19 protein-coding genes are annotated in these 20322 nt (G+C 41.8%); 4 read left to right on the top strand and 15 right to left on the bottom strand.

The window, feature by feature from the left end; translation table 11 throughout:
- Positions 1–3 precede the first annotated feature (3 nt).
- The 7 genes from lepB to IGI52_RS14640 form a co-directional block, all read right to left on the bottom strand.
- Positions 4–570 (bottom strand): signal peptidase I, encoded by a 567-nt coding sequence (gene lepB, locus IGI52_RS14670; protein WP_311872457.1) that lies wholly within the window; start codon positions 568–570, stop codon positions 4–6.
- 16 nt (positions 571–586) lie between these two features.
- Positions 587–2785, bottom strand: coding sequence for a glucosaminidase domain-containing protein (locus IGI52_RS14665; protein ID WP_311872456.1), 2199 nt, complete (start codon positions 2783–2785; stop codon positions 587–589).
- A 717-nt stretch (positions 2786–3502) separates the two neighbouring features.
- Positions 3503–4318, bottom strand: coding sequence for a phosphonoacetaldehyde hydrolase (gene phnX, locus IGI52_RS14660; RefSeq protein ID WP_438781633.1), 816 nt, complete (start codon positions 4316–4318; stop codon positions 3503–3505).
- The gene (gene phnW, locus IGI52_RS14655) at positions 4308–5402 is read right to left on the bottom strand and encodes a 2-aminoethylphosphonate--pyruvate transaminase (RefSeq protein WP_438781632.1); all 1095 of its coding nucleotides are present in this window, start codon (positions 5400–5402) and stop codon (positions 4308–4310) included. The genes phnX and phnW overlap by 11 nt, the downstream gene beginning before the upstream one ends.
- A 10-nt stretch (positions 5403–5412) precedes the next feature.
- Positions 5413–6387: an extracellular solute-binding protein gene (locus IGI52_RS14650; RefSeq protein WP_438781631.1), complete on the bottom strand. Its 975-nt coding sequence runs from the start codon at positions 6385–6387 to the stop codon at positions 5413–5415.
- Positions 6388–6468: 81 nt separating this feature from the next.
- Complete coding sequence (locus tag IGI52_RS14645; RefSeq protein ID WP_438781630.1) at positions 6469–8142, bottom strand: ABC transporter permease subunit; 1674 nt, start codon at positions 8140–8142, stop codon at positions 6469–6471.
- Positions 8139–8903, bottom strand: coding sequence for an ABC transporter ATP-binding protein (locus IGI52_RS14640; protein WP_016181757.1), 765 nt, complete (start codon positions 8901–8903; stop codon positions 8139–8141). Before IGI52_RS14640 ends, IGI52_RS14645 begins: the two co-directional genes overlap by 4 nt.
- Before the next feature lie 346 nt (positions 8904–9249).
- Between IGI52_RS14640 and IGI52_RS14635 the strand changes: the two genes are divergently transcribed.
- From IGI52_RS14635 to IGI52_RS14625, 3 genes are read left to right on the top strand one after another with little or no spacing between them, the layout of a single operon-like run.
- Positions 9250–9681, top strand: coding sequence for a MarR family winged helix-turn-helix transcriptional regulator (locus IGI52_RS14635; protein ID WP_438781628.1), 432 nt, complete (start codon positions 9250–9252; stop codon positions 9679–9681).
- Between the two features lie 2 nt (positions 9682–9683).
- Positions 9684–11405 carry an ABC transporter ATP-binding protein gene (locus IGI52_RS14630; RefSeq protein ID WP_438781626.1) on the top strand — a complete coding sequence of 574 codons (1722 nt, stop codon included), beginning with the start codon at positions 9684–9686 and terminating at the stop codon, positions 11403–11405.
- A complete protein-coding gene (locus tag IGI52_RS14625; RefSeq protein WP_438781625.1) occupies positions 11395–13146 on the top strand; it encodes an ABC transporter ATP-binding protein in 1752 nt (583 codons plus the stop codon). Before IGI52_RS14630 ends, IGI52_RS14625 begins: the two co-directional genes overlap by 11 nt.
- A gap of 42 nt (positions 13147–13188) precedes the next feature.
- On the opposite strand, the gene IGI52_RS14620 is transcribed toward IGI52_RS14625, so the two are convergent.
- On the bottom strand, positions 13189–14361 hold the full coding sequence (locus IGI52_RS14620; RefSeq protein ID WP_438782252.1) for an alpha/beta fold hydrolase: 1173 nt from the start codon (positions 14359–14361) through the stop codon (positions 13189–13191).
- Between the two features lie 110 nt (positions 14362–14471).
- Here IGI52_RS14620 and IGI52_RS14615 point away from each other — a divergent pair, with 110 nt between their 5' ends.
- Positions 14472–15095: a TetR/AcrR family transcriptional regulator gene (locus IGI52_RS14615; protein WP_438781624.1), complete on the top strand. Its 624-nt coding sequence runs from the start codon at positions 14472–14474 to the stop codon at positions 15093–15095.
- 31 nt (positions 15096–15126) lie between these two features.
- On the opposite strand, the gene IGI52_RS14610 is transcribed toward IGI52_RS14615, so the two are convergent.
- From IGI52_RS14610 to IGI52_RS14580, 7 genes are all read right to left on the bottom strand, one after another.
- Positions 15127–15594 carry a VOC family protein gene (locus IGI52_RS14610; protein ID WP_102872092.1) on the bottom strand — a complete coding sequence of 156 codons (468 nt, stop codon included), beginning with the start codon at positions 15592–15594 and terminating at the stop codon, positions 15127–15129.
- Positions 15595–15714: 120 nt separating this feature from the next.
- Positions 15715–16419, bottom strand: coding sequence for a D-allulose 6-phosphate 3-epimerase (gene alsE, locus IGI52_RS14605; RefSeq protein WP_438781623.1), 705 nt, complete (start codon positions 16417–16419; stop codon positions 15715–15717).
- Positions 16420–16439: 20 nt separating this feature from the next.
- Positions 16440–17540 carry a PTS fructose transporter subunit IIC gene (locus tag IGI52_RS14600; protein ID WP_137440364.1) on the bottom strand — a complete coding sequence of 367 codons (1101 nt, stop codon included), beginning with the start codon at positions 17538–17540 and terminating at the stop codon, positions 16440–16442.
- Between the two features lie 18 nt (positions 17541–17558).
- Positions 17559–18008 (bottom strand): PTS sugar transporter subunit IIA, encoded by a 450-nt coding sequence (locus IGI52_RS14595; RefSeq protein ID WP_049219910.1) that lies wholly within the window; start codon positions 18006–18008, stop codon positions 17559–17561.
- 11 nt (positions 18009–18019) lie between these two features.
- Positions 18020–18337, bottom strand: coding sequence for a PTS fructose transporter subunit IIB (locus IGI52_RS14590; RefSeq protein WP_034877290.1), 318 nt, complete (start codon positions 18335–18337; stop codon positions 18020–18022).
- A 12-nt stretch (positions 18338–18349) separates the two neighbouring features.
- On the bottom strand, positions 18350–18766 hold the full coding sequence (locus IGI52_RS14585; RefSeq protein ID WP_438781621.1) for a PTS sugar transporter subunit IIA: 417 nt from the start codon (positions 18764–18766) through the stop codon (positions 18350–18352).
- Positions 18753–20240, bottom strand: coding sequence for a BglG family transcription antiterminator (locus IGI52_RS14580; protein ID WP_438781620.1), 1488 nt, complete (start codon positions 20238–20240; stop codon positions 18753–18755). Before IGI52_RS14580 ends, IGI52_RS14585 begins: the two co-directional genes overlap by 14 nt.
- Between the last annotated feature and the right edge of the window lie 82 nt (positions 20241–20322).

The following is a 20322-nucleotide window of genomic DNA, read 5'->3' as shown; positions in this document are numbered from 1 at the left end:
CTTTTAGTATTCCAATTTAGCGAGATGAATCGCTGGAAAACGGAATTGGACAGTTCCTTCGATTGACTTTCGATGGACAAAACCAAACGACCGGCTGTCCTTAGAAACATCTACATGATCGCCAATAACGAAGTAAACATCTTCTGGAATTTTATTTAACGTTTGAAATTCATCTGCTACAGTTGGTGACAACTGATACGTATTCGTCGTTTCAAAATCACCTTGTTCTCCGATATCTAAAACCATTCGGCCATTTCGAACAAACATACTGTCACCTGGTAAACCAATCACCCGTTTGACAAACATCCCCTCTTCCTTATCCATTGAAAAAGCAATAATATCGTAACGTTGAACTTGAACATTTTTTTTAACGAGAACTTGATCCTTTTCCGTCAACGTCGGAATCATCGAAGTACCTGAAATCGTGTGGACACTATAGTGTTTTTGTAATTGTCCTCTCATAACAAGCAGCATCGTTACAGATAGAATGATGAGAAGACCAGCAGTTAATAGTATGGCACTCCTGTCATTCGACGGATCCTCTGCGTGCCCGTGTCGCTTATTTGCCATGAGTGATGGCACCCCTTTATTTTGCTTTAATATAAGTAACCAAATCTGATTTCGCTAAGCTTGAATCAATGACTCGATATGAAATCACCGTACCTCCATAAACATTGCCTTCTGAGATCAAAATTCCCTCTGGTCGAACCACTTCAACAAAAGCAACATGTCCATATCGAGGATCTGAGCCAGCTGTGCCTGGCGTAAAGGAGATCAACCAGCCAGCTTTTGGTTCGCGGCTGACTTCATAGCCTAATGCTTTTCCTTTGGTTCCCCATTCACCGCCGTTTCCCATAAAGTCATCGACGCTCTTGCCTAATTGTTTCACGCGGTTAAAAGCGTACCAGGTACATTGCCCGACTGGATACGAACCAGAAGTGTTGTAATTGACTCCGTTATAATCCGGGTAGCGCATCATCGTTCGGTATTCTTCAGGAATCTCATCTTTTCCTTTAATGAAAATCCCTGAAGACTGATCAACTTTGACACGATCGTATTGTGTCAGGTTGTAGACAGCAATAATCGAGTTTAGCTTTCTATTATAAGAAGTATCCGTAGCATACTTTCCAGTTAAGGCTTGTGTCGATCGTAAATAATTCTTTGCGGTAGAGCGCCACGTATCTTTATAATATCCGTCATTACCAGAGATTCCGCCGCGTAATAATTGAACGTAATCTCCTAATGAAGCAGCATAATTAGGATACTTTCGAAAGGCCGAATTAATCGAGTACAGCTCGCCATTCCCACGGTCCTCTTGAGTCGCCATTGAAACAGCCTGACCTTGATAGGTTCCCTTTACACCAAATAGATTGTGATTTGGCGGCAATGACAAACTGCTTGTCCCAGAACCACTTTCCAATAAAGCCTGTGCGATCATCACTGATGCAAAGACATCATATTCTTGTCCCAGCTTACGTGCATCCTCCGCGATGGTTGAAATAAAATTCTTCGCTCCTTCATTTTCAGTAAAATTAATAGAAGCAGGATATTCAGCCAAGATTGTTTGGCCATATTCAGTCAATTCCACAGTTGGCAAAGCTTGAACCAACAAGTCTTCATCGATACTCATTGGCTGAAGAACGACCTGTCGCTGTTTTTCCTTTTTATCTGACTCTTCATTCTCAGCCTTTTCTGTATCAAGCTCTGTAACTCCATCCGTCGCAGTTTCCGTTGATTCATCAGAAGCATCAATTTCAACATCTTCAACTGTCAGATAATACTCTTTTCCAATATAGACACCGACTAATTCAAGCTGGTCGTTTTTCTTTTGGTAGAGCAGACTGCCGACACTGATTTCTTCGCTTGCCTGTTCTGGAGTGCCTGTGATCTCAATCGCAAACAAATCGCTATAAAGCTTAGCGGCTAATTGTTCCACGTTAAAATCCTGCTCCTGTTCCGTCCCAAGCTTTTTAATACCGTCATAAATCAAAGCGGCCTGTGCTTTGTTTTCAAAACTGGACAGCAAGGGTAGTTCATAGCCTTTTAAATCGGATTGTGCAACTTCAGATGTCTTCAACTCACTTGGAAGCTGTAAAGTACTCGTCTCTGAAAAAGCAGCTGGCGGCTGTTGAATAGCATCAGTATTTGTTTGAACCTTAGGCTCACTTGGAGCCGGAGGTATCGGGGATGGACTTGGAACTGGTCCCGGCGTAGACGGTGTACTAGGCTGGGGCTGTTCCTGACCAGAACTTGACGGTGCCGTTGAAGAACTGCTGCTTGTTCCTGTTGAACTACTAGTAGTTGAGCTGGTCGATCCGCTAGATGTACTGCTACTGGAAGTCGATGACTCGCTTGGTGTAGTAGTTGAACTGGACGTACTAGAGGTCTGGCTCGTCGAACTCTCACTGGATGTACCACTACTTGCGGAACTTTCACTAGTTGAACTATCGCTTTTCGGTGGTTCTACTGTGCTGCTTTGTGTAGGCATTTCTGGGATGGTATCTGTCGGTGCAGTTTCTGCCGGCTGCTGTTCCACAGGTTTCTCTGGTGCAGCAGGGACTTCTGATGCTGGTGCAGCTGGCGCTGGTGTTTCAGTAATCGGCTCCGATGCTTTCGGTACGGATTCAGGTTCAACCGGTAGAATGGTAGAACTTTCAGGAACTGTCGTCTCTATGACAGAGGATTCTTGAAGTAAATTATCCGCTTTTAGTGCCCCACTTTGCAGACTAGCAACTCCCCAACAAACTACTGCTATCCCGCAAATTACCATAACGATCTTTTTCATGAACATTTCCCCTTCTTTCTCTCTCAAGTCAAGCTAAGTATTTAATGAAACACTAGGGGCAACCAATGAATGGAAAAAAATCAAGGATGCTGAAAATAATCCGCATCCTTGATTCATTCTTCAATAATGATGCATCCACTTAAATTTTCCAATGAATGCTAATCATCTGCCGCCGCTCATCGCTAAACCTTTAAATAGCAACTTGATAAGTCACACTATTTCACTGACTCGCGGCACTTTAGCTTCTCCTCGCATAAGGAGAGAAGCTAATCAACATGATCCATGATTGAGTGCTTATCAACCTTCAGCATGCTGTCAGTAATAAAATTACAATGACCGGATCTTTATATGTATTTTTATTTTTTGTATGAACTTTTATGAGTGTCATCGTTCGCTAGTAATTTGCATCAAATTCCTTGCATTAACACCATAAAAAAGCGAGAACTCCTTCATTGTACGCACCATTGGTTACACATATTATTCTACCCGCATTTATAAGGAATGTCTCAGCCATTTTTGAAATATAAAATTTAATTTTTGGATAAAAATAAGGAATTTGGGTTTTTGAATTCGCTTACAAATTTGTAATAGCCTAAATCTAGCTAAATATGAAATTATTAAGAATAGCAAAACAGAAAAAATCTTTTTTTGTTTTTTCTTTTTATTTTTTGAATAAATAAAGAAATATCGACTTTTAAAGCCGATATTTCTCTTCGCCTACGCTGATTCTCGCTTTTTTGTTTGTAATTTTGGAATCGTTGAATGCTCCTGCAAAAGCTCAGCTAATTCCAGTAGATTTTTAATACAAAGATCCGCCCCATGCTGATAAAAGATTTCCGCTGTTTGTTGGTTCAACCGTTCCATTTCTTCTTTTGAGAGCTGTTTGTACTCCTCTAAAGAAAGTCCCATCACTGAGCTTCCCTCAGTGACAGCGATACTCAAGACCCCTGCGTTTTTTCCTTCTTGAATATCAGCGATTGTATCTCCTACTTTAATCACTTCTTCCATCGAATGGTTTTGAAAATGGCGCATATTCTCAAAAATCATGAATGGATATGGCCGCCCCAATGAATCAACCTCATCTGGTGTTACGACATAATCAGGACGATAGCCTTCCATCGTGGCCGTGTTTAATACAACAGCCATCATTTCTTTGGTATAGCCAGTCGTAGAGCCAATATTATAGCCTAATTGCTTAATTTTTTTCATCGCCTGCTTGGTTTCCGGTTTTAAATGACTGTTCTCTGCGAGATCCGCAAACAAGTATTTCTCAAAATCCTGATAGATACTTAGCACATCTTTCTCTTCAGAAAGACGTCCATAAAGCTCAAGCCATTGCTTTTTTACTTGCTCAAGCGAAAGCAGCTGTTTGATATGCTCAATTTTAAGCATCCCCATCGGTTTTCTGATTTCTTCATTGGAAAGCTTGATGTTCTTATTTCTAAATGCTTTTTTGAAAGCATGAACCGGTGCCATACAGCCGAAATCGACTGTTGTCCCAGCCCAGTCTAAAATAATTGTTTTAACTGACATATGCTACCTCCGAGTAATTTTCAATTACTTTGACTAACTGATCAATATCTTCTGGATAAATCTCACCGATATTTCCAATGCGAAAACAATCGACGGTACTTATTTTTCCAGGATAGATCACAAAACCATTTTGTTTCAAATGCTGATAAAAATGGTCGAAGTTAAAGGCACTCTGCTTGGGATATAAAAATGAAGTGATAAATGGCCCTTGATGCTGCTTGATGAAGGGCTGATAGCCCAATTCACTCATTTTTTGCCGCAGCAGTCGATTATTTGTTAAATAGCGCATATAGCGTTGGTAGATTCCGCCTTCTGCATCTAGCTCTTTTAATGCTTGATGAAAGGCTAAAACCGTGTGGGTGGGTGAAGTAAAGCGCCACTTGCCGTCCTTTTCCATCGTTTCATACTGATCATAAAGATCTAAAGACACCGTTCGTGAAAACTCTTTACGTTGCTCAAGCTGTGCCCGTTTGGCCAACGTAAAGGAAAAGCCTGGTACTCCTTGAATACATTTGTTCGAGCTTGAGACTAGAAAATCGATGGACAATGCCGTAACATCAATTGGAATTCCCCCAAAGCTAGACATTGCGTCCACGATAAACAGCAGCTCATTGTCTTTGGCAAGTGCAGCAATTTCTTCTAACTCATTTAAAATACCAGAAGTCGTCTCACTGTGAACCATCGCAAGCGCAGAAATGGTTGGATCATTCACGAGAATGCTTTTTATGTCCGTTGCTTGCGGAATTTCATCTTCTGCAACTTCATAAACGCTGTAAGCCAAATGATGCCGTTCGCACATGCTGACCATTCGACGCCCGTAAGCGCCATTTACACAAACAAGCACATGATCCGTCGGTCCGATCACCGAGCTTAGAACTGATTCCACACCAAATGATCCGCTTCCCTGCATTAAGATCGTCGTATATTCTACTGGGGAAGCACCTGCTAAAGACAATAGCTTTTGTCGAATTTCCTGAGTAATCGTTTTGTATTCTTCATCCCATGTACAATGATCCACCATCATTGCTTGCTTAACCGTCTGAGTCGTCGTTAACGGTCCGGGTGTCAATAATTTGTAGTCCATGCTAAGCTCCTTAATCGATTAATTTTTGGTGCTGCTCTAATAATTCTGCGGTTAATTCTGTTGGAAAGACTTTTTGGTCCTTCGCTACGTGTGTACTATCTACCTGCTCATCCTTGTACAGTGCGCTTGGATAGATTTCCAATAAGTCTTTACGACCCTTTTCCAAAATCAAATCCAGCATTTTTTCTGCTTCAGGATTGGTTTTGTCGCCTTTATTAATCACCGCCAAAGATTCAGTTAATGTATACGTTCCTTCTGAGGGTTCAACAAAATCAATCGGCAATCCATCCTGTTTATCTTTGACTGCCTGATGTCGTAACCCAAATCCGATCGCAACCTCACCTAGCCGAACCTTTTTCAACGGACCTGAACCAGAACTTTCTAAATGATCCCCTGCATTTTTGTAGATCCCCTTCAAGATCGTTTTCGCTTCGTCTTCCCCGTAATTATCAACTAACGCTTGAAACAGCAGCCACGCTGTAGAAGATTGCTTGATATCTGAGATTGACAGGGCATCCTTGTATTTCGGATCGGCTAAATCTTTCAAACTAGTTGGAATTGGTAAGTTCATTTCCTTCATGACCTCGGTATTATAGAAAATTGTTCCTTCTTGAACGGTAAAAGGTGCCGTGTAATCCGGAATTTTCGTTAACGATTCGACTGGAAGCGTTAATTCTTTAAACATCTTGTCTTTTTTCTGAGCACTATTTAAATAGAAGGTACTCATCGTGACTAAATCTGCTTCAATATTTTTTCCTTCCGCTAAGAGCTTTCCGCCTAGCTCAGAAGTGCCGAATGATTGCAGCGTGTATTGGCCCTTGTACCCGTTTTTGTCTAAAACATTCTTGATTACTTCCACCGGTTCTTCGTCAGCGTTAGTATAAATCGTGACTTTCTCGTCAGCCGCATTACTTTTGCTGCAAGCGCCTAATAATAGAAGGAAAAGCAAGCTTCCAAGCAGTGCGAGTAGTTTTTTTCTGTTCATTCATCATTCTCCTTTTTCATATTAATGGATTAATTTTTCTTGAGAAAAATTAGTCCGATTTTCAAGCCGTATACCATTCCTCTATACTTTATTTCTTTGAATAGCAGTTAATTTTGTAGGCAGCTTTTTACCAGCTGTCTGACTGGGAAAAGTGGAACTGGCAATCCTTTTAATAATTTGAGTAATTCCTTGCATGACTAAATTGATTACTAGCAAAAACAGCGAAAGCATAAATATATCGTTAAACCGGCCAAAATGCTGAAGCTCTTTTAATTTGGCGGTAATAACCATCGTATTGGCACTTGTTAAGAAAATGACGGCACTGATTGTGACCATCGAGTTAAAAAAGTAATACGCGAAGATATCTACAATCGTCACCTTTGAATTCGGGATCAAAATTCGCCAAACTGTTTTCAACCAGCTATCACCCATCAGCTTGGCGGTGTTCTCCCAGTTCAAGTTCATCTTTTGCAGTGCCTCTTTCGCCATCTGATACGGTGTTGAAAAATAATGTACGATCGTTACGATAACTAAGATCAATAATGTATTGTGCAGCTGACTTCCACTGAATAGCAGTAAGTAGGCCACTCCCAAAACCATCCCGGGAATTGAATTCGTAATGGTGGCGATACCGTCAATTACTTGATTGACCTTATAAAGCTTCCGCTCTCTGGAGGTCAATATCGCCGCCGAATAGGCAATAATCGTCCCAACTCCCGCCGTCAACAAAGCCATCAGCAGTGAATTTTTCAAGGTTAAAATCAAGCTGTCATCTTGGATAAAGCGAGCGAAATTATTGAAGGTTGGTGTCAATTCATAGGGCCAATTGCTCACCATCGGAATAATAATCAAGACCGCGAATACTCCTAAAATGAAAAGAGAGATGCTGATGAAAAGTAGTCGAAAACACCAATCTCTTACCGGATTCTTTTTGATCACTGCCTGCCGTGGACGCTCATAGCGCACGACCTTCTTCTGTAAATAGTTCAATACTAAAATACTGATGATTGATGGCAGTAACATCGTTAAGGCCACTAATGACCCAAACTGGAAATCGGGAATGGTTCCCATGAAGCCTTCATATAATAATGTCGTGATGAACGGGGTTTGTCCTCCTACCGCGCTGGGAATCCCAAAGTCTGTAAAGGACATAAAAAAGCCCTGTAGAAAAGCCACCGCCAACACCCGCGTCAATGGATTCAAGATCGTTTTATAAAGCGAACGATACCAGCTATCCCCCATCAGGCGTGAAACAATGAATAGCTGAGTATCCAAATATTTCATCGAATTGTTGATCAAAATAAAGATCGGCGGCAATGTATAAATGATGAATCCCAATAAAATACCGATGGAGCCATAGATATGGAACAGTTCCTGTTGAAAAACTTTGCTCCACAATCCCTGCTTGCCAAAGGCATAAATAAGGACAAATCCGTAAGTAATCGTTGGCAATAGCATCGGAAAATGCAAAATACTTTCATTTACCTTTAAAAATCGCCGATTGATTCGAGTAAAATTATTTCCATAGGCCAAGAAAAAGCCTAAAATTGTTGAACAGCTCGTGGCCGCTAAAGAATATTTCAAGCTGTTAGCAAATGATCGCTGCCATTCTGGAGTGAAAATATCCAAGCTGCTCCCGCCGGATCGTGGGAAAGCTGTTAACATGATTTGAATGATCGGATAAGCTAAAAATAAAAAGAAGAAGATCAGCACACTCCAGCTAATCACTCGTTTCAATGGAAATGCCGCTCTCATGAGGCCACCATATTGACTGATTGCTGAAAGATTTGCTGAATGTTCTGTTGCTTGATTGCCAACTGATTGACAATAAACTCCTCAACAAAATGACAGGAAGCCTGACTCATAATTTCGATCGGTGAACTGCATTGAGCAATTTTTCCTTCATCTAAAACAACGATCTTATCTGACATCGTCAAGGCCTCTTCCGGATCGTGCGTAACAATGATGATCGTCAAATGCAGCTTACGGGCAATTTCTTGGATTTTTTCTTTGATTGATTCCTTGATTACTCCATCCAAGGCACTCAACGGCTCATCCAACAAAAGCAGCTGCGGCTTCATCACTAATGTTCGGCCAAGTGCAACCCGCTGCTTTTGTCCGCCTGACAATTGATGAATTGGTTTTTCTAGGTGCTTTTCCAGATTCAACAATTGAATCAGCTCGTCTACCTCCGCTTTGGTGGAGCACTCTTTTTTATTGCGTAGTCCGTAGGTCAAATTTTGATAAGCCGTCAAATTAGGAAACAAGGCGTAATCCTGAAAAACAATATTAAAGGGACGTTTTTCCATCAATGTATGGGTGATCTTCTGATTATTGAAGAAAATTTCTCCCCCGCTTGGCTCATCCAATCCTAAAATCAGATTTAATAGCGTCGTTTTTCCTGAACCTGATTGCCCCAGGATTGAAACGATCTCACCAGACTCAATTTCTAAATTGATCCCGTCCAGTACTGTCGTCTCCTGAAATTTTTTCGTGATATTCTCAAGTTTTAGCACCTGATCCACTCCTTCTTTCGTTTACCATTCTTTTATGCTCTTAGGTGATTTTCTAGCGAGTTTAACTTTTGCTTGCTCATTGTAAGCTGACTTTCTCTAATAAAAAGTATAGCGAAGGAGTGTAAAGGCACCGTCAAGTTCCTGCAAAGATAAAATAAAGATTGTTGTTTTTATGTAAAGAACGTAAATTTTTGTGTATAAACAACAGAAAATTACATCTGCCACTACTTAAATAGAGATGTAAATTATTTACAGCTCAAAAACGTTGCACCCGCAACGTTTTTCTTCTATACTATACTGTGCTTGTTTACACGCGAATTCGTAACTACCAAGGAGGAATAATTAGGTGGATTCTTTTGTAAAAATGATCAATCGTATTGCGCGGCTTTCTGCTTTGTATCGCGAAAAAGAATTTAAGAAATTGGGCTTAGGGGAAATGCATCACACCTACATCTTAAGTATTTGTGACGATCCGGGAATTTCACAAGAAGCCTTGGCCTGCAAAATCTTTATCAATAAAAGCAATGTCGCTCGCCAATTGGCACAACTGGAGCAAAAAGGCTTCATTACGAGACAAAACGATGAGAAAGACGCACGTCGTTTACGAATCTTCCCCACAGATAAAGCTTTGGCAATCGAAGCAGAAATCCGTTCGATCCTAGCAGACTGGAATCAAAAGCTGTTAGCGGAGATTCCGACTGAACAGCAACCGAACTTATTATCCGAATTGCAAACGATCGTAGAGAAAGCAGAAAGAGAAATGTGTAAAAAGGAGTAAACATGAAATTAATTCTTAATTATTTAAAACCCTACCGTTCTCGTGTCACGTTAGGTGTTATCATCAAATTTTTGGGGACCATGATGGAATTGGTTCTTCCATGGAATTTGGCCTATATTCTAGATCATGTGATTCCGCAAAAAGATCTCAAGAAAATTCTCTTTTGGGGCGGTGTGATGTTGGCAGCTTCCGCTTTTTCCTTATGGGCGAATATCGTCGCTAACCGCATGGTCTCACGGATCGCAAAAGATACGACAGAAAACATTCGCGGCGATCTATTTCAAAAAATCACCTATCTAGACACGACCCAGATTGAAGATGTGGGGGTCTCTTCATTAGTTTCACGTGTAACATCGGACACCTACAATATTCATTTGACCCTTGGTGTTATGCTGCGTATGGGAATTCGCGCGCCGATCCTTTTGGCCGGAGGAATCTTGATTACTACTACCTTAGATCCGATTTTGACTTTAGTTTTAGTGGCAGTGATGCCGATCATCTTTGTAATGGTGACGCATATCTCGAAAAAGGGCGTGCCCTTATTTGGAAAATTGCAAAAGCAAGTTGATCAACTTGTGTTGACGGTGCGGGAAAATGTAACAGGCTCTCGCGTGATTAAAGCTTTATCAAAAGAAGCCTACGAACGCCAGCGCTTTGAAAACGTCAATCAATCGTTGGTCAATGCGGAAACAACCGCCAATGTAACGTTGGCTGCTTCTCCAGCTTTGTTAGATCTATTTTTAAACTTAGGTTTGACCCTTGTGATTGTCGTTAGCGCCTATCGTGTAAATGCCGGACTGACTCAGCCAGGAGTGATCGTTGCCTTCTTGACCTATTTCACGATTATCCTGAACGCGATGCTTTCTATCACCCGCATCTTTGTCCTGTATTCTCGTGGTCTAGCTTCGGCAAATCGAATCAATGAAGTATTGCGCAAGAAACCAACCTTGGTCCCAGGTACATTGGATCAAAGAAAAGCCGCTTCTACTAAACTGGTCTTTGATGATGTGACTTTTTCTTATCCTGACGGCGGTCATGCGATCGAACACATCAGCTTCAGCGTAAATCCTGGTGAAACATTAGGGATTATGGGCGCGACCGGCAGCGGGAAAACCACGATCGCCAGTCTGATTTTACGACTATACGATCGAACTTCTGGTCAGATAGTATTAGACGGACAAGAGATCAAACATTATTCTCTTGATGCACTGCATCAAAAAATCGGTGCTGTCCTACAAAAGGACGTACTCTTTGCCGATACGATTCGAGAAAATATTTTGTTCGGTCGTAACTTTTCAGAAGAGCAACTCCAGCAAGCCATCGATGATGCACAAGCTCGAGAATTTATCGACAAACTTGCTGATGGTCTGGAGCACCGCTTGGAAGCAAAAGGACAAAATCTCAGTGGTGGGCAGAAACAACGCGTGCTCTTGGCTCGTGCTTTGATTGGGCAGCCTGATCTGCTGATCCTAGACGATTCTTCTAGCGCGCTGGATTATCATACCGATGCGAATCTACGAAGGGCTTTGCGAACACATTTCGGTGATACCACCAAGATTTTGATCGCTCAGCGAATCAGTTCGATTCAGCACGCAGATAAAATTCTACTATTAAATAAAGGGCAAATGATTGGTTATGGCACCCATGAAGAATTATTAGCTGAAAATCCAACCTATCAAGAAATCTATCAGGGACAGACAGGAGGGCAAGCCATTGAAGAATAAAGGCTCACGCAGAGGTACACTGCTGCGTTTATGGGGATATTTGTATCAATTCAAATGGCTGCTGTTTTTAGCTATCGTCTTGACGATTGCCAGTAACCTATTTGCTTTAGTCGGTCCCCTATTGTCTGGGTACGCGATTGATGCGATCCAGATTGGCAAAGGCAATGTCGCCTTTCAAAAAGTTTTCTTCTATTGTAGTTGGATGGTAGTTTTCTATGCGGCTTCCGCAATTTTAAGCTACGGGATCAAACGATTGATGATCTTTCTGAGTCAAAAAATCGCGTTTCGTTTACGGAAAGATTTGTTTGAGAAAATCGTTTCGTTGCCCGTAGGTTATTTTGATCAGCACCAAACCGGTGACATCGTCAGTCGGATGAGCTACGATATCGATACGATTAACACTTCATTGGCTAGTGACTCCGTTCAGGTTTTGAGTAGTCTGGTCACGGTTATCGGCTCCTTTGTCATGATGCTGGTAATCTCGCCAGTGATGGTGACGATCTTTTTAGTTACTGTGCCTGCGTCGATTTTACTGACCCGTTACTTAACCAATAAGTTCCAGCCTTTGTTTAGACAACGTTCTGCCAAGCTTGGTGAATTAAATGGTCTGACTGAAGAACTGCTATCCGGTGAACAAACCACCAAGGTCTATCATCAAGAGGAAACAATGATCACCCGCTTTGGCAAGAAGAATGAAGAAGCCATGACTGCTTATTACAATGCAGAATATTACGGCAGTATGACTGGTCCTTCTGTCAACTTCATAAATAATGTTTCATTGTCATTGATCAGTATCTTAGGTGCCTTTTTATTCCTGTTTGGTCACTTAACATTAGGAAAGCTATCCTCATTTGTGTTGTATTCACGAAAATTCTCCGGTCCGATCAATGAATTAGCAAATATTTTCAGTGACCTGCAATCGTCTATTGCCGCGGCTGAACGAATCTTCAAGCTATTAGATGAAGACCCTGAAGTTCAAGACGTAAAAAATGCTCATGTCTTTGAAAAAGTTCATGGAGACGTACGCTTTGACCATGTTTCCTTCGGCTATCAAGCAGATCAACCGGTCATCAAAGATTTATCCTTTGATATTTCTGCCGGCAGCGTTGTTGCCATTGTTGGTCCTACCGGTGCCGGAAAAACCACAATCGTGAATTTGCTGATGCGTTTTTATGATCCGGATAGCGGTGCAATCTACTTGGACGGACAAAATATCAAAGAAGCGACTCGCAGCAGTCTGCGAAAGCAATATGCGATGGTCTTGCAGGATACTTGGCTCTTTACCGGAACGATTTTTGAGAATCTGACCTATGGAAATGTAGATGCCACGTTAGAAGAAGTGATCAAAGCGACAAAAGCCGCTCACATCCACGATTTCATTGCACAACTGCCAAAGGGCTACGACACGGTGATGACCGAAGATGGTTTAGCAATCTCACAAGGACAAAAGCAATTACTGACAATTGCCCGGGCAATGCTTTTGAATGCCGAATTATTGATTCTCGATGAAGCAACGTCGAATGTTGATACCCAGACCGAATTACAAATCCAAGAAGCGATGGGTCGTTTAATGGTGAACAAAACCTCCTTCATCATTGCTCACCGCCTCTCGACCATTCGTGAAGCTGACTTGATCTTAGTCGTCAATGACGGCAATATCGTCGAACAAGGCAATCATGAAGAGCTGCTAGCTAAACAAGGACGCTATTATCAACTGCATCAAGCCCAATTCGAAAATTAAAAAGACTAGAGTCTCCACGATTTTTTCGTGGGTGCTCTAGTCTTATTTTTTATTTTCGGCAATTTGCTGAACCGCCTCTACAAAGCGTTCTGGTTCGTTGATCCAAGGATTGTGACCGGAGTGTTCAAACCAAATGATTTCCTTGTTGGGAGCGTCCAATTTTTGATAGTAATCTTCAGTTAAGCTAAGTGGCGCATTGATATCGTGCTTCCCTAGTAGAAAATAGACGGGAACATCTAATGTTGAGTACTCCTTCCGCAAATCTACATTGTACAGTTGCGGATACACATGATTGAAGGTTTGCAGAATGCCTCGCAGATAATTGACCTTATCCAAGATGCCATACTCTTTCGCCGCAAGATCCCGCATCGTTTGGAAGCCGCCATTTTGAATCTCAGGATTTCCTGCCATCTTTTGACTGAGATAGTTGAGATAGGTCGCGCTTTTGGTGGTAACAGAATTTCCGTGATAAGGCGGTTCGCCATTTTTTCTTAGCGTATCCACGACCTTTTGATCTCCATTCTCTTTTGCCAGCTTCATCGCCAGCGCGTAATCGATTTTCTCCGTTTCTTCAAAGGCTACCATTTGTCCGGTGCCTATAAAGGTATGGTACAGCTCCGGTTGTTCCTTTGCCATAAAAATTCCTAGTGCACTTCCCCACGATTCACCTAACAGATAAAGCTTTTCCTGCTTGAACTCTTTTAACAACGAACGAACCAAAGCCGTTCCATCTTCAACGTAAATTTCAGGGGTCAACTTTTTCCGCGGGATCGCTGAGTAGGATTTTCCCGAACCAGGCTGTTCCCAGTTAACTACGATAAAATCCTTTTCTAATTTTGCAAGTTCATAACGTGTCGCTGCCAGCTGTGATCCCCCCGGACCGCCCGCTAAAAATAGAAGTACTGGCTTGCTGCGGTTTTCACCACGAATGCTGATCCATTCCTTACGACCATTCAATTCAACCTTCCGCAACTCTGCGATACTATTCTCCTTAGCGATTTTCGGTGTCGCCGCCGTCAGCTGAGTGATCACTATTAAGGTAATTCCTAAAACCAGAACTATCAACATCCCTAACAAACTTCTTCTCACTCCTTTTGTTGCAAATAGGACCTGTCTTCCGCGAAATCGATTAAACAAATAAAGGAACCCTTTGATCAGTAATCCTACACTGATCAAAACAAGTAGCAACACACTGATGATAAATACACCTAACACTAACAAAATAACCCCTCCCTCATTTTGACCACCGTTCAACAATTCCATCATAACAACTTTTTGAACGATGGTCAACTTAATATGCTATACTATTTTTGGAGGTCGATGTGATGAGTAAACGAGAGTTAATTTTAGATGCCTTGCAGGAACTGCTTTACGAAGGAACTGCCGGTACTGCTTCTGTTCAGGATATTGCCACAAAAGCGGGGATCGCAAAAGGTGGTCTCTACTATTATTACAAAAGTAAAGAGGAAGTCTTAGATGCCTTAGTTGAACGCCAATACAATCACGTGATTGAAACCTGTCGGATAAAATTAGCCGCTGTCGAGGCTCCGGCCTTAGAAAAAATAAAGCTATTACTGTATTTTTATCGCAGCACCGCTGTCGATCAGACAATCGATAGTGCGTTGCATGAACCGCAAAATGCCGCGATCCATCAGAAATCGATGGCCTTTATCATGGGACGTCTTGCGCCAATCGTTAGTGAAATTTTGCAGCAAGGAGTCGAAGAAAACGTCTTTGTCTGTGAACATCCCGAACAGCTAGCGGAAATTTTACTGTCACCGATTATTTTTTTACTCGATCCCGGGTTATTTACTTGGACCGATCAAGAAGTACAAATGAAGCTAACGGCTTTAGCACAAATGCTAGAGGCTAGTCTTCAGGCTCCGACCAATTCATTTGCTTTTCTATATGAAAATTGGACAACACAGCGTTTAAATAAAAAAAGTTGAAGGCAGTTCAGAATTATCTGCCTTCAACTTTTTAACTATTTAACATGTTTTCAACCATTTCTTTTCCAAGGAAGGTCTTCTCACCTAATTCCTCCACAGTCATTCCATCAGCAGCCAAACGCTTCACCATGACCGTCAGATCTTCTCCGACTTGGATTACGTGCTTATCTGGATCATAAAAGCAAGCAACCTTTTGCCCCCACTCCATCGTAGCGACGTCTCGTAAAAAATCTAACTCTTCTTCCTTTGTCCGCTCGATAAACCCATCAAAGTCCTTCGTTTCAAAATAGAACTCTACCGTATTATTCTGATAGTTGAATGACTCTTTCTCACAGCCAGTAAATCGAATCCACGATTCCTCCGTTTGTAATGACAAGCCGCCATTGAAGGTCACATTCTCGCCAAAATCAGAAACGATATCCACCTCTAAAAACTTACGATAGAATGCTTTTGACCGCTCCATATCCTTCACTACCAGCATAGGTCCCCGATATTCCATCACATTCCTCCATCCTTTTAAACCGTTTACATTATTGTATACTATATCACAAAAGACCAACTTACTGCTTCTGTATAAACAAAAAATCTTGAAGCTTTTACAGCTACAAGATTTTTATCGTTAGTTTACTTCTGCATAACTAAGCTTTTTACCGGTCATTTCTTCATAATCCTTAACCATGATCTCCCAAGCTTTAGCGATATCTTCGTCTAAACCAAAGAGTCCGCTGCGACCTACGATATAAATATCTGGCCCGGCTGCATCAATCCGTTTGAAGGATTTACGGTTGGAGGAACCATCCATTTCGATCACGTAATCGTATCCTTTTTCTTCACGCAATTCGCGGAGCGCCACGATCTTATCCAAGGTGCTTTCAATAAACCGTTGGCCAGCAAAGCCCGGATCGATCGTCATAATCGTAACCTTATCAACCAGCTCGATATAAGGGAAAATCGTTTCAATCGGTGTTTCAGGATTCAACACGATCCCAGCCTTCAAACCGGCGTCGTGAATTTGATCAATCAAACGAAAGGCTAAACCATCTAACACCTCTGCATGCATACAGATCCATTCACACTGCAAATCTATTAGCTGCTGTACCCAAAAACTTGGGTCTGTCACCATCAGATGTGCCGACATCGGCAACGTGGTGATTTTCCGCAATTCTTCAATGAACCAAGGAGATAAGGTAATGTTCGGGACATAATGCCCGTCCATAATATCAATATGATAAGAATCTACCTTGTCATTCAAAAAGGTGATCTGTTCTTTAAACTTATCTAAATCCATCGTCATTAGTGATGGGGAGAATTCTACTTTTTTCATGTGTCGCCACTCTTTCCGGACTAAAAGATTTGAATATCTTCTAGGTTGATGTCCTCTTCTTCTTTTTCAACCTGCATCGTTGCATCTTCTTCTGTCACATTTTTCTTGATTACGGCTAAGACAACTGCTGTTACGACCACGTTTACTAAAATCGCGATCACACCTGCCCATGGTCTCGACATTGTCGGGATCATCAGTACTCCGCCAAACGGAACGGTCGCATCTGCGCCTAAGATCATTGTTGTTGCGCCACCAGCAAAACCACCGATAGCTGTTGCTACGACACCCCGCACGATATCGTTCATAACTAACGGAATGACTCCTTCAACGATATTGATCACACCCATTGGGACCGCTGACTTCAAGGTTTCAACTTCTAATTTCGTGTAGATATTTTTGCCAAATAATTTTGCGATGAAGAAGGCCAAGCCAAATCCAATTGGTGTTGCTGTATTCACTAACTGTAAAGCAGTAATCGGACCGTTCAATCCTTCTGCTTGCATCGTCAATACAAAAGCGAAAACCGTCTTGTTGATCGGACCGCCATAGTCAACACCACTTAATAGACCGATCACACCACCGAATACTAATAACGAAGAATTGCCTAAACCATCCAAGAAGTTTGTTAATAATGATGTTAATGCCGCAATTGGTGCCCCAATGATATAGACCATGATCAAGCCGCCGATGATCGAGGTTAGGAATGGAATGATCAGCGTTGGCATTAACCCTTTTGCCCAATTTGGTAATTTCACATATTTTAAAATTGCTAATACTAGATAACCTGCTAAGTAACCACCTAAGATTCCGCCGATAAAACCAGCACCGATAGCATTTGCTGTCAAACCAATGATGAACCCGGGAGCGATCCCTGGTTTGCCGCCGATTGAATAGGAGATACCCGTCGCAATCACGACTGGCAGTAAGCCTAAGCCTTTACCGCCCATCGTTGCCAACGCATCCCAAATTGTAAATTTCCCTTGAACCAATGCATCCTGACTTGAACCGCCAAAGGCCATTCCGATGGCGATTAAGAAGCCGGCACCACAGACGATCGGAATCAAATAAGAGATCGCCGTCAATAAGTGTCCTTTAAGATTTAACTCTTTAATTTTTTTCATTTTTCTTCCTCCATTTAACTAAGCGAATGCTTCAACAACATCTTCTGGCTTTTTCGCCTGCAACAGATTGCCAACCACTTCGTCGTTCCCCAGTTTTCTGGCAAACAGCGACAATAATTTCAAATGATTGGTCGCTCCGTCATTGTCATTACCCACCGCAAAGAGAATGATCCCCTTCACGCCTTTGCCATCTAAACTTTCCCAAGGAATTTCCTCTTGATTGATCCCGATCGCCACGCCGATCTTGTTGACATAGGCGCTTTTTCCATGAGGGATCGCGATATAATTTCCAATACCCGTTTGGCCTTCCGCCTCCCGTGCATAAATATCTTTGATAAACCCTTCTACTTCAGAGATATAGCCATTCCTCAATAACTGATTCGCCAGATCATTCAAGGCATCATCCTTGGTCTTAGCGGTCATATTGGTTTTGACGATGTCTAAATCCACAATGTCCTTAACTTCCATTTCAATTCCCCCTAAACCTTTTGAGCAACAACCTCTTGGGCTTTTTCAATCAATTTATTTGGTGACTTAACGGCGATTTCTGTCGGTACTTGAATGATTCGTTTGCCGTCAAAACGTTCTCTTCCGGAAATCTTTACATCGATTGCCAAGATTACGATATCCGCTTGATCAATCTCTTCTTGCGTTAATTCATTTTCGATCCCAATCGTTCCTTGCGTCTCTACTTTCATTTCACAACCCGCTTTTTTTGCGGCGTTTTCTAGTTTTTCTTGCGCAATATAGGTGTGGGCGATTCCCACTGTACATGCTGCTACTCCAACGATTTTCATTATTTATTCCTCCTATAAAATATGGTAAATTGCCGGTTCATTTTCAAGACTTAGTAATTGTTCGATAAAATCATCGTCTGCTAAGCGCCGTGTGAATTGGGCAATTTTCTTCTTAGTTTCTTGACTCTCGTTACTCTTCAATAGAATAGTAATTATCAGCTGGACTGCCGGTGTCTTCTCGTCAAAATCAATCGGTTCTGCTAAACGGATCAGTAGGACCTGACTTTGTTTGATCTTCGGGCTTTCTAAATGCGGCAAGATTACATGCTCCGCGATCATGGTATTCCCGACTTTTTCCCGCTGCTGCAACAGATCAATCAATTCTTCCGCCTCAACTGGATTAGCGAACTCCGCAATAAAACGTTGCACATGTGCTTTGTCTTTAAATGGCTGGTCCAAGAAAACTTGAAAAAAATTATCGTTCATCATAAATCGCCTCGATTTTCTTTTGTAGTCGGGTTTGATCATCGCGTGTGAACATTGCACTGACTAACAAGGATGGAATAGGGATCATATCGCTGACACTGATCGTGGTTAAAATCAGATCGACGCCTGGATATTTTTCCGTAAAATGCTTTGCATCCCTTGAAGCTACGACATCAACAATCTCCAGCTCAGGAAATTTCTTTTCGATCTTGACTCGCAGCAGCTCTGAAGTACCGACACCTGTCGTACACATGATCACCGTACGAATTGGTAATTGGTTCGTTTCAATGATTCGTGCGAAATACAAAGTGATAAAGCCATTCTCGTCTTCGTTGATCTTCGGCAGTTCAAAACGCTGACTGACCTCATCAGAAACATCACTGACATCTGAAAAGATGGCTTCATAGGTCATTTTAATCTGATCCAATAGACTATTTTTTACATGAATGCCATGTTCCAAGCGATTAAGCATAGGCTTGATGTGATTCGCTAAATCAAGAAAGATCGAATCGCCTTTCGCAGAGATATTCAGCCGCTGACTCATGCTATCCAGATAAGTATTGGTGATTTCCACGACCTTTGAAGAAAATTTTGTTACTTTACTTAACGAGCCTTGCATCCGCGATGAGGCTAAGTATTGATAAAGATAGTAAACCTCTGACTCTGGCAGCTCATTGTGCAAATACTTTTCAACATTTTTAATTGAAGACTTAGCAACCTGATAAAGTGCTTTGTCTTGCTCCAAACGTTCCTGATCCTTTTTAGAAAGCGGACTCATTTCTTCGTTCGGAAGCCTATGAACCTTACGCAAACGGCTGATCAAAATATACAAATGAGAAAAAATATTGACATTATAGGGATACGGGATCGTCAATTGCAATTGCTTTTCAATCAACTTCAGCTGGTCTAAGATAAACAGCACATCATAATTATTGAAGTTCAGCTCTGAATGATGCTTCAGTTCATCAATTTCAATGATATTATGCACCTGAATCAAATCAGCAATCGCTCGCCGCAGATTCGCCTCTTTCCCTAAAATCGCCAATGTCCGCTGCTTGCGTTCCAATTTCAACTCGTAACGCTGCAGGTGTTCAGCGATCACTTGCTCATCACTGAAAATGACTGACTCGCCAACATAATAATCTTCAAACAGGTCGTAAACATTCTTCGCATTCGGCGATGAAAGCAGTAGCTCCTCCATCACACGATTTCTACGCTCCTGCGGAGAATATTGACTGCGCTGACTGGGTTGAATGTTTGCTTGGCTGATATATTTTTCGTAGTTTAATTTGTAGCCTCGCCCCTTTTCTGACTGGATCAGTCCCTCGCCATGTGTTTCGTTGATTTTTTTAATTAGGCGATAAATTGTTTTTTGCGAAGTTTCTAGATGCTCCGCCAATTCCTCGGACGTGATGTAATCATGTCGTTTCGTTAGAAGTAGTAACAGCCTTTGTTCACGATTTTTCTTTGCTCCCATGGCTATCAACCTCCCCTTCTTGTTTTTATCATAACCTGTCAGAAAGAAAACGCTTCACTCGTTTTTGACCGTTGCAACGGAC

The sequence above is a fragment of the Enterococcus sp. DIV0187 genome, from assembly GCF_051713785.1.
Classification (GTDB): Bacteria; Bacillota; Bacilli; order Lactobacillales; family Enterococcaceae; genus Enterococcus_A; species Enterococcus_A avium.
Note: the sequence above shows the minus strand (reverse complement) of the source record. Positions and strands in the feature narration are given on the sequence as shown.

Excerpts from the sequence above, each read along its gene's own strand:
- lepB (WP_311872457.1), bottom strand. The coding sequence starts at position 570 with ATGGCAAATAAGCGACACGGGCACGCAGAGGATCCGTCGAATGACAGG.
- IGI52_RS14665 (WP_311872456.1), bottom strand. The coding sequence starts at position 2,785 with ATGAAAAAGATCGTTATGGTAATTTGCGGGATAGCAGTAGTTTGTTGG.
- phnX (WP_438781633.1), bottom strand. The coding sequence starts at position 4,318 with ATGTCAGTTAAAACAATTATTTTAGACTGGGCTGGGACAACAGTCGAT.
- phnW (WP_438781632.1), bottom strand. The coding sequence starts at position 5,402 with ATGGACTACAAATTATTGACACCCGGACCGTTAACGACGACTCAGACG.
- IGI52_RS14650 (WP_438781631.1), bottom strand. The coding sequence starts at position 6,387 with ATGAACAGAAAAAAACTACTCGCACTGCTTGGAAGCTTGCTTTTCCTT.
- IGI52_RS14645 (WP_438781630.1), bottom strand. The coding sequence starts at position 8,142 with ATGAGAGCGGCATTTCCATTGAAACGAGTGATTAGCTGGAGTGTGCTG.
- IGI52_RS14630 (WP_438781626.1), top strand. The coding sequence starts at position 9,684 with ATGAAATTAATTCTTAATTATTTAAAACCCTACCGTTCTCGTGTCACG.
- IGI52_RS14615 (WP_438781624.1), top strand. The coding sequence starts at position 14,472 with ATGAGTAAACGAGAGTTAATTTTAGATGCCTTGCAGGAACTGCTTTAC.
- IGI52_RS14610 (WP_102872092.1), bottom strand. The coding sequence starts at position 15,594 with ATGGAATATCGGGGACCTATGCTGGTAGTGAAGGATATGGAGCGGTCA.
- alsE (WP_438781623.1), bottom strand. The coding sequence starts at position 16,419 with ATGAAAAAAGTAGAATTCTCCCCATCACTAATGACGATGGATTTAGAT.
- IGI52_RS14600 (WP_137440364.1), bottom strand. The coding sequence starts at position 17,540 with ATGAAAAAAATTAAAGAGTTAAATCTTAAAGGACACTTATTGACGGCG.
- IGI52_RS14595 (WP_049219910.1), bottom strand. The coding sequence starts at position 18,008 with ATGGAAGTTAAGGACATTGTGGATTTAGACATCGTCAAAACCAATATG.
- IGI52_RS14590 (WP_034877290.1), bottom strand. The coding sequence starts at position 18,337 with ATGAAAATCGTTGGAGTAGCAGCATGTACAGTGGGAATCGCCCACACC.
- IGI52_RS14585 (WP_438781621.1), bottom strand. The coding sequence starts at position 18,766 with ATGATGAACGATAATTTTTTTCAAGTTTTCTTGGACCAGCCATTTAAA.
- IGI52_RS14580 (WP_438781620.1), bottom strand. The coding sequence starts at position 20,240 with ATGGGAGCAAAGAAAAATCGTGAACAAAGGCTGTTACTACTTCTAACG.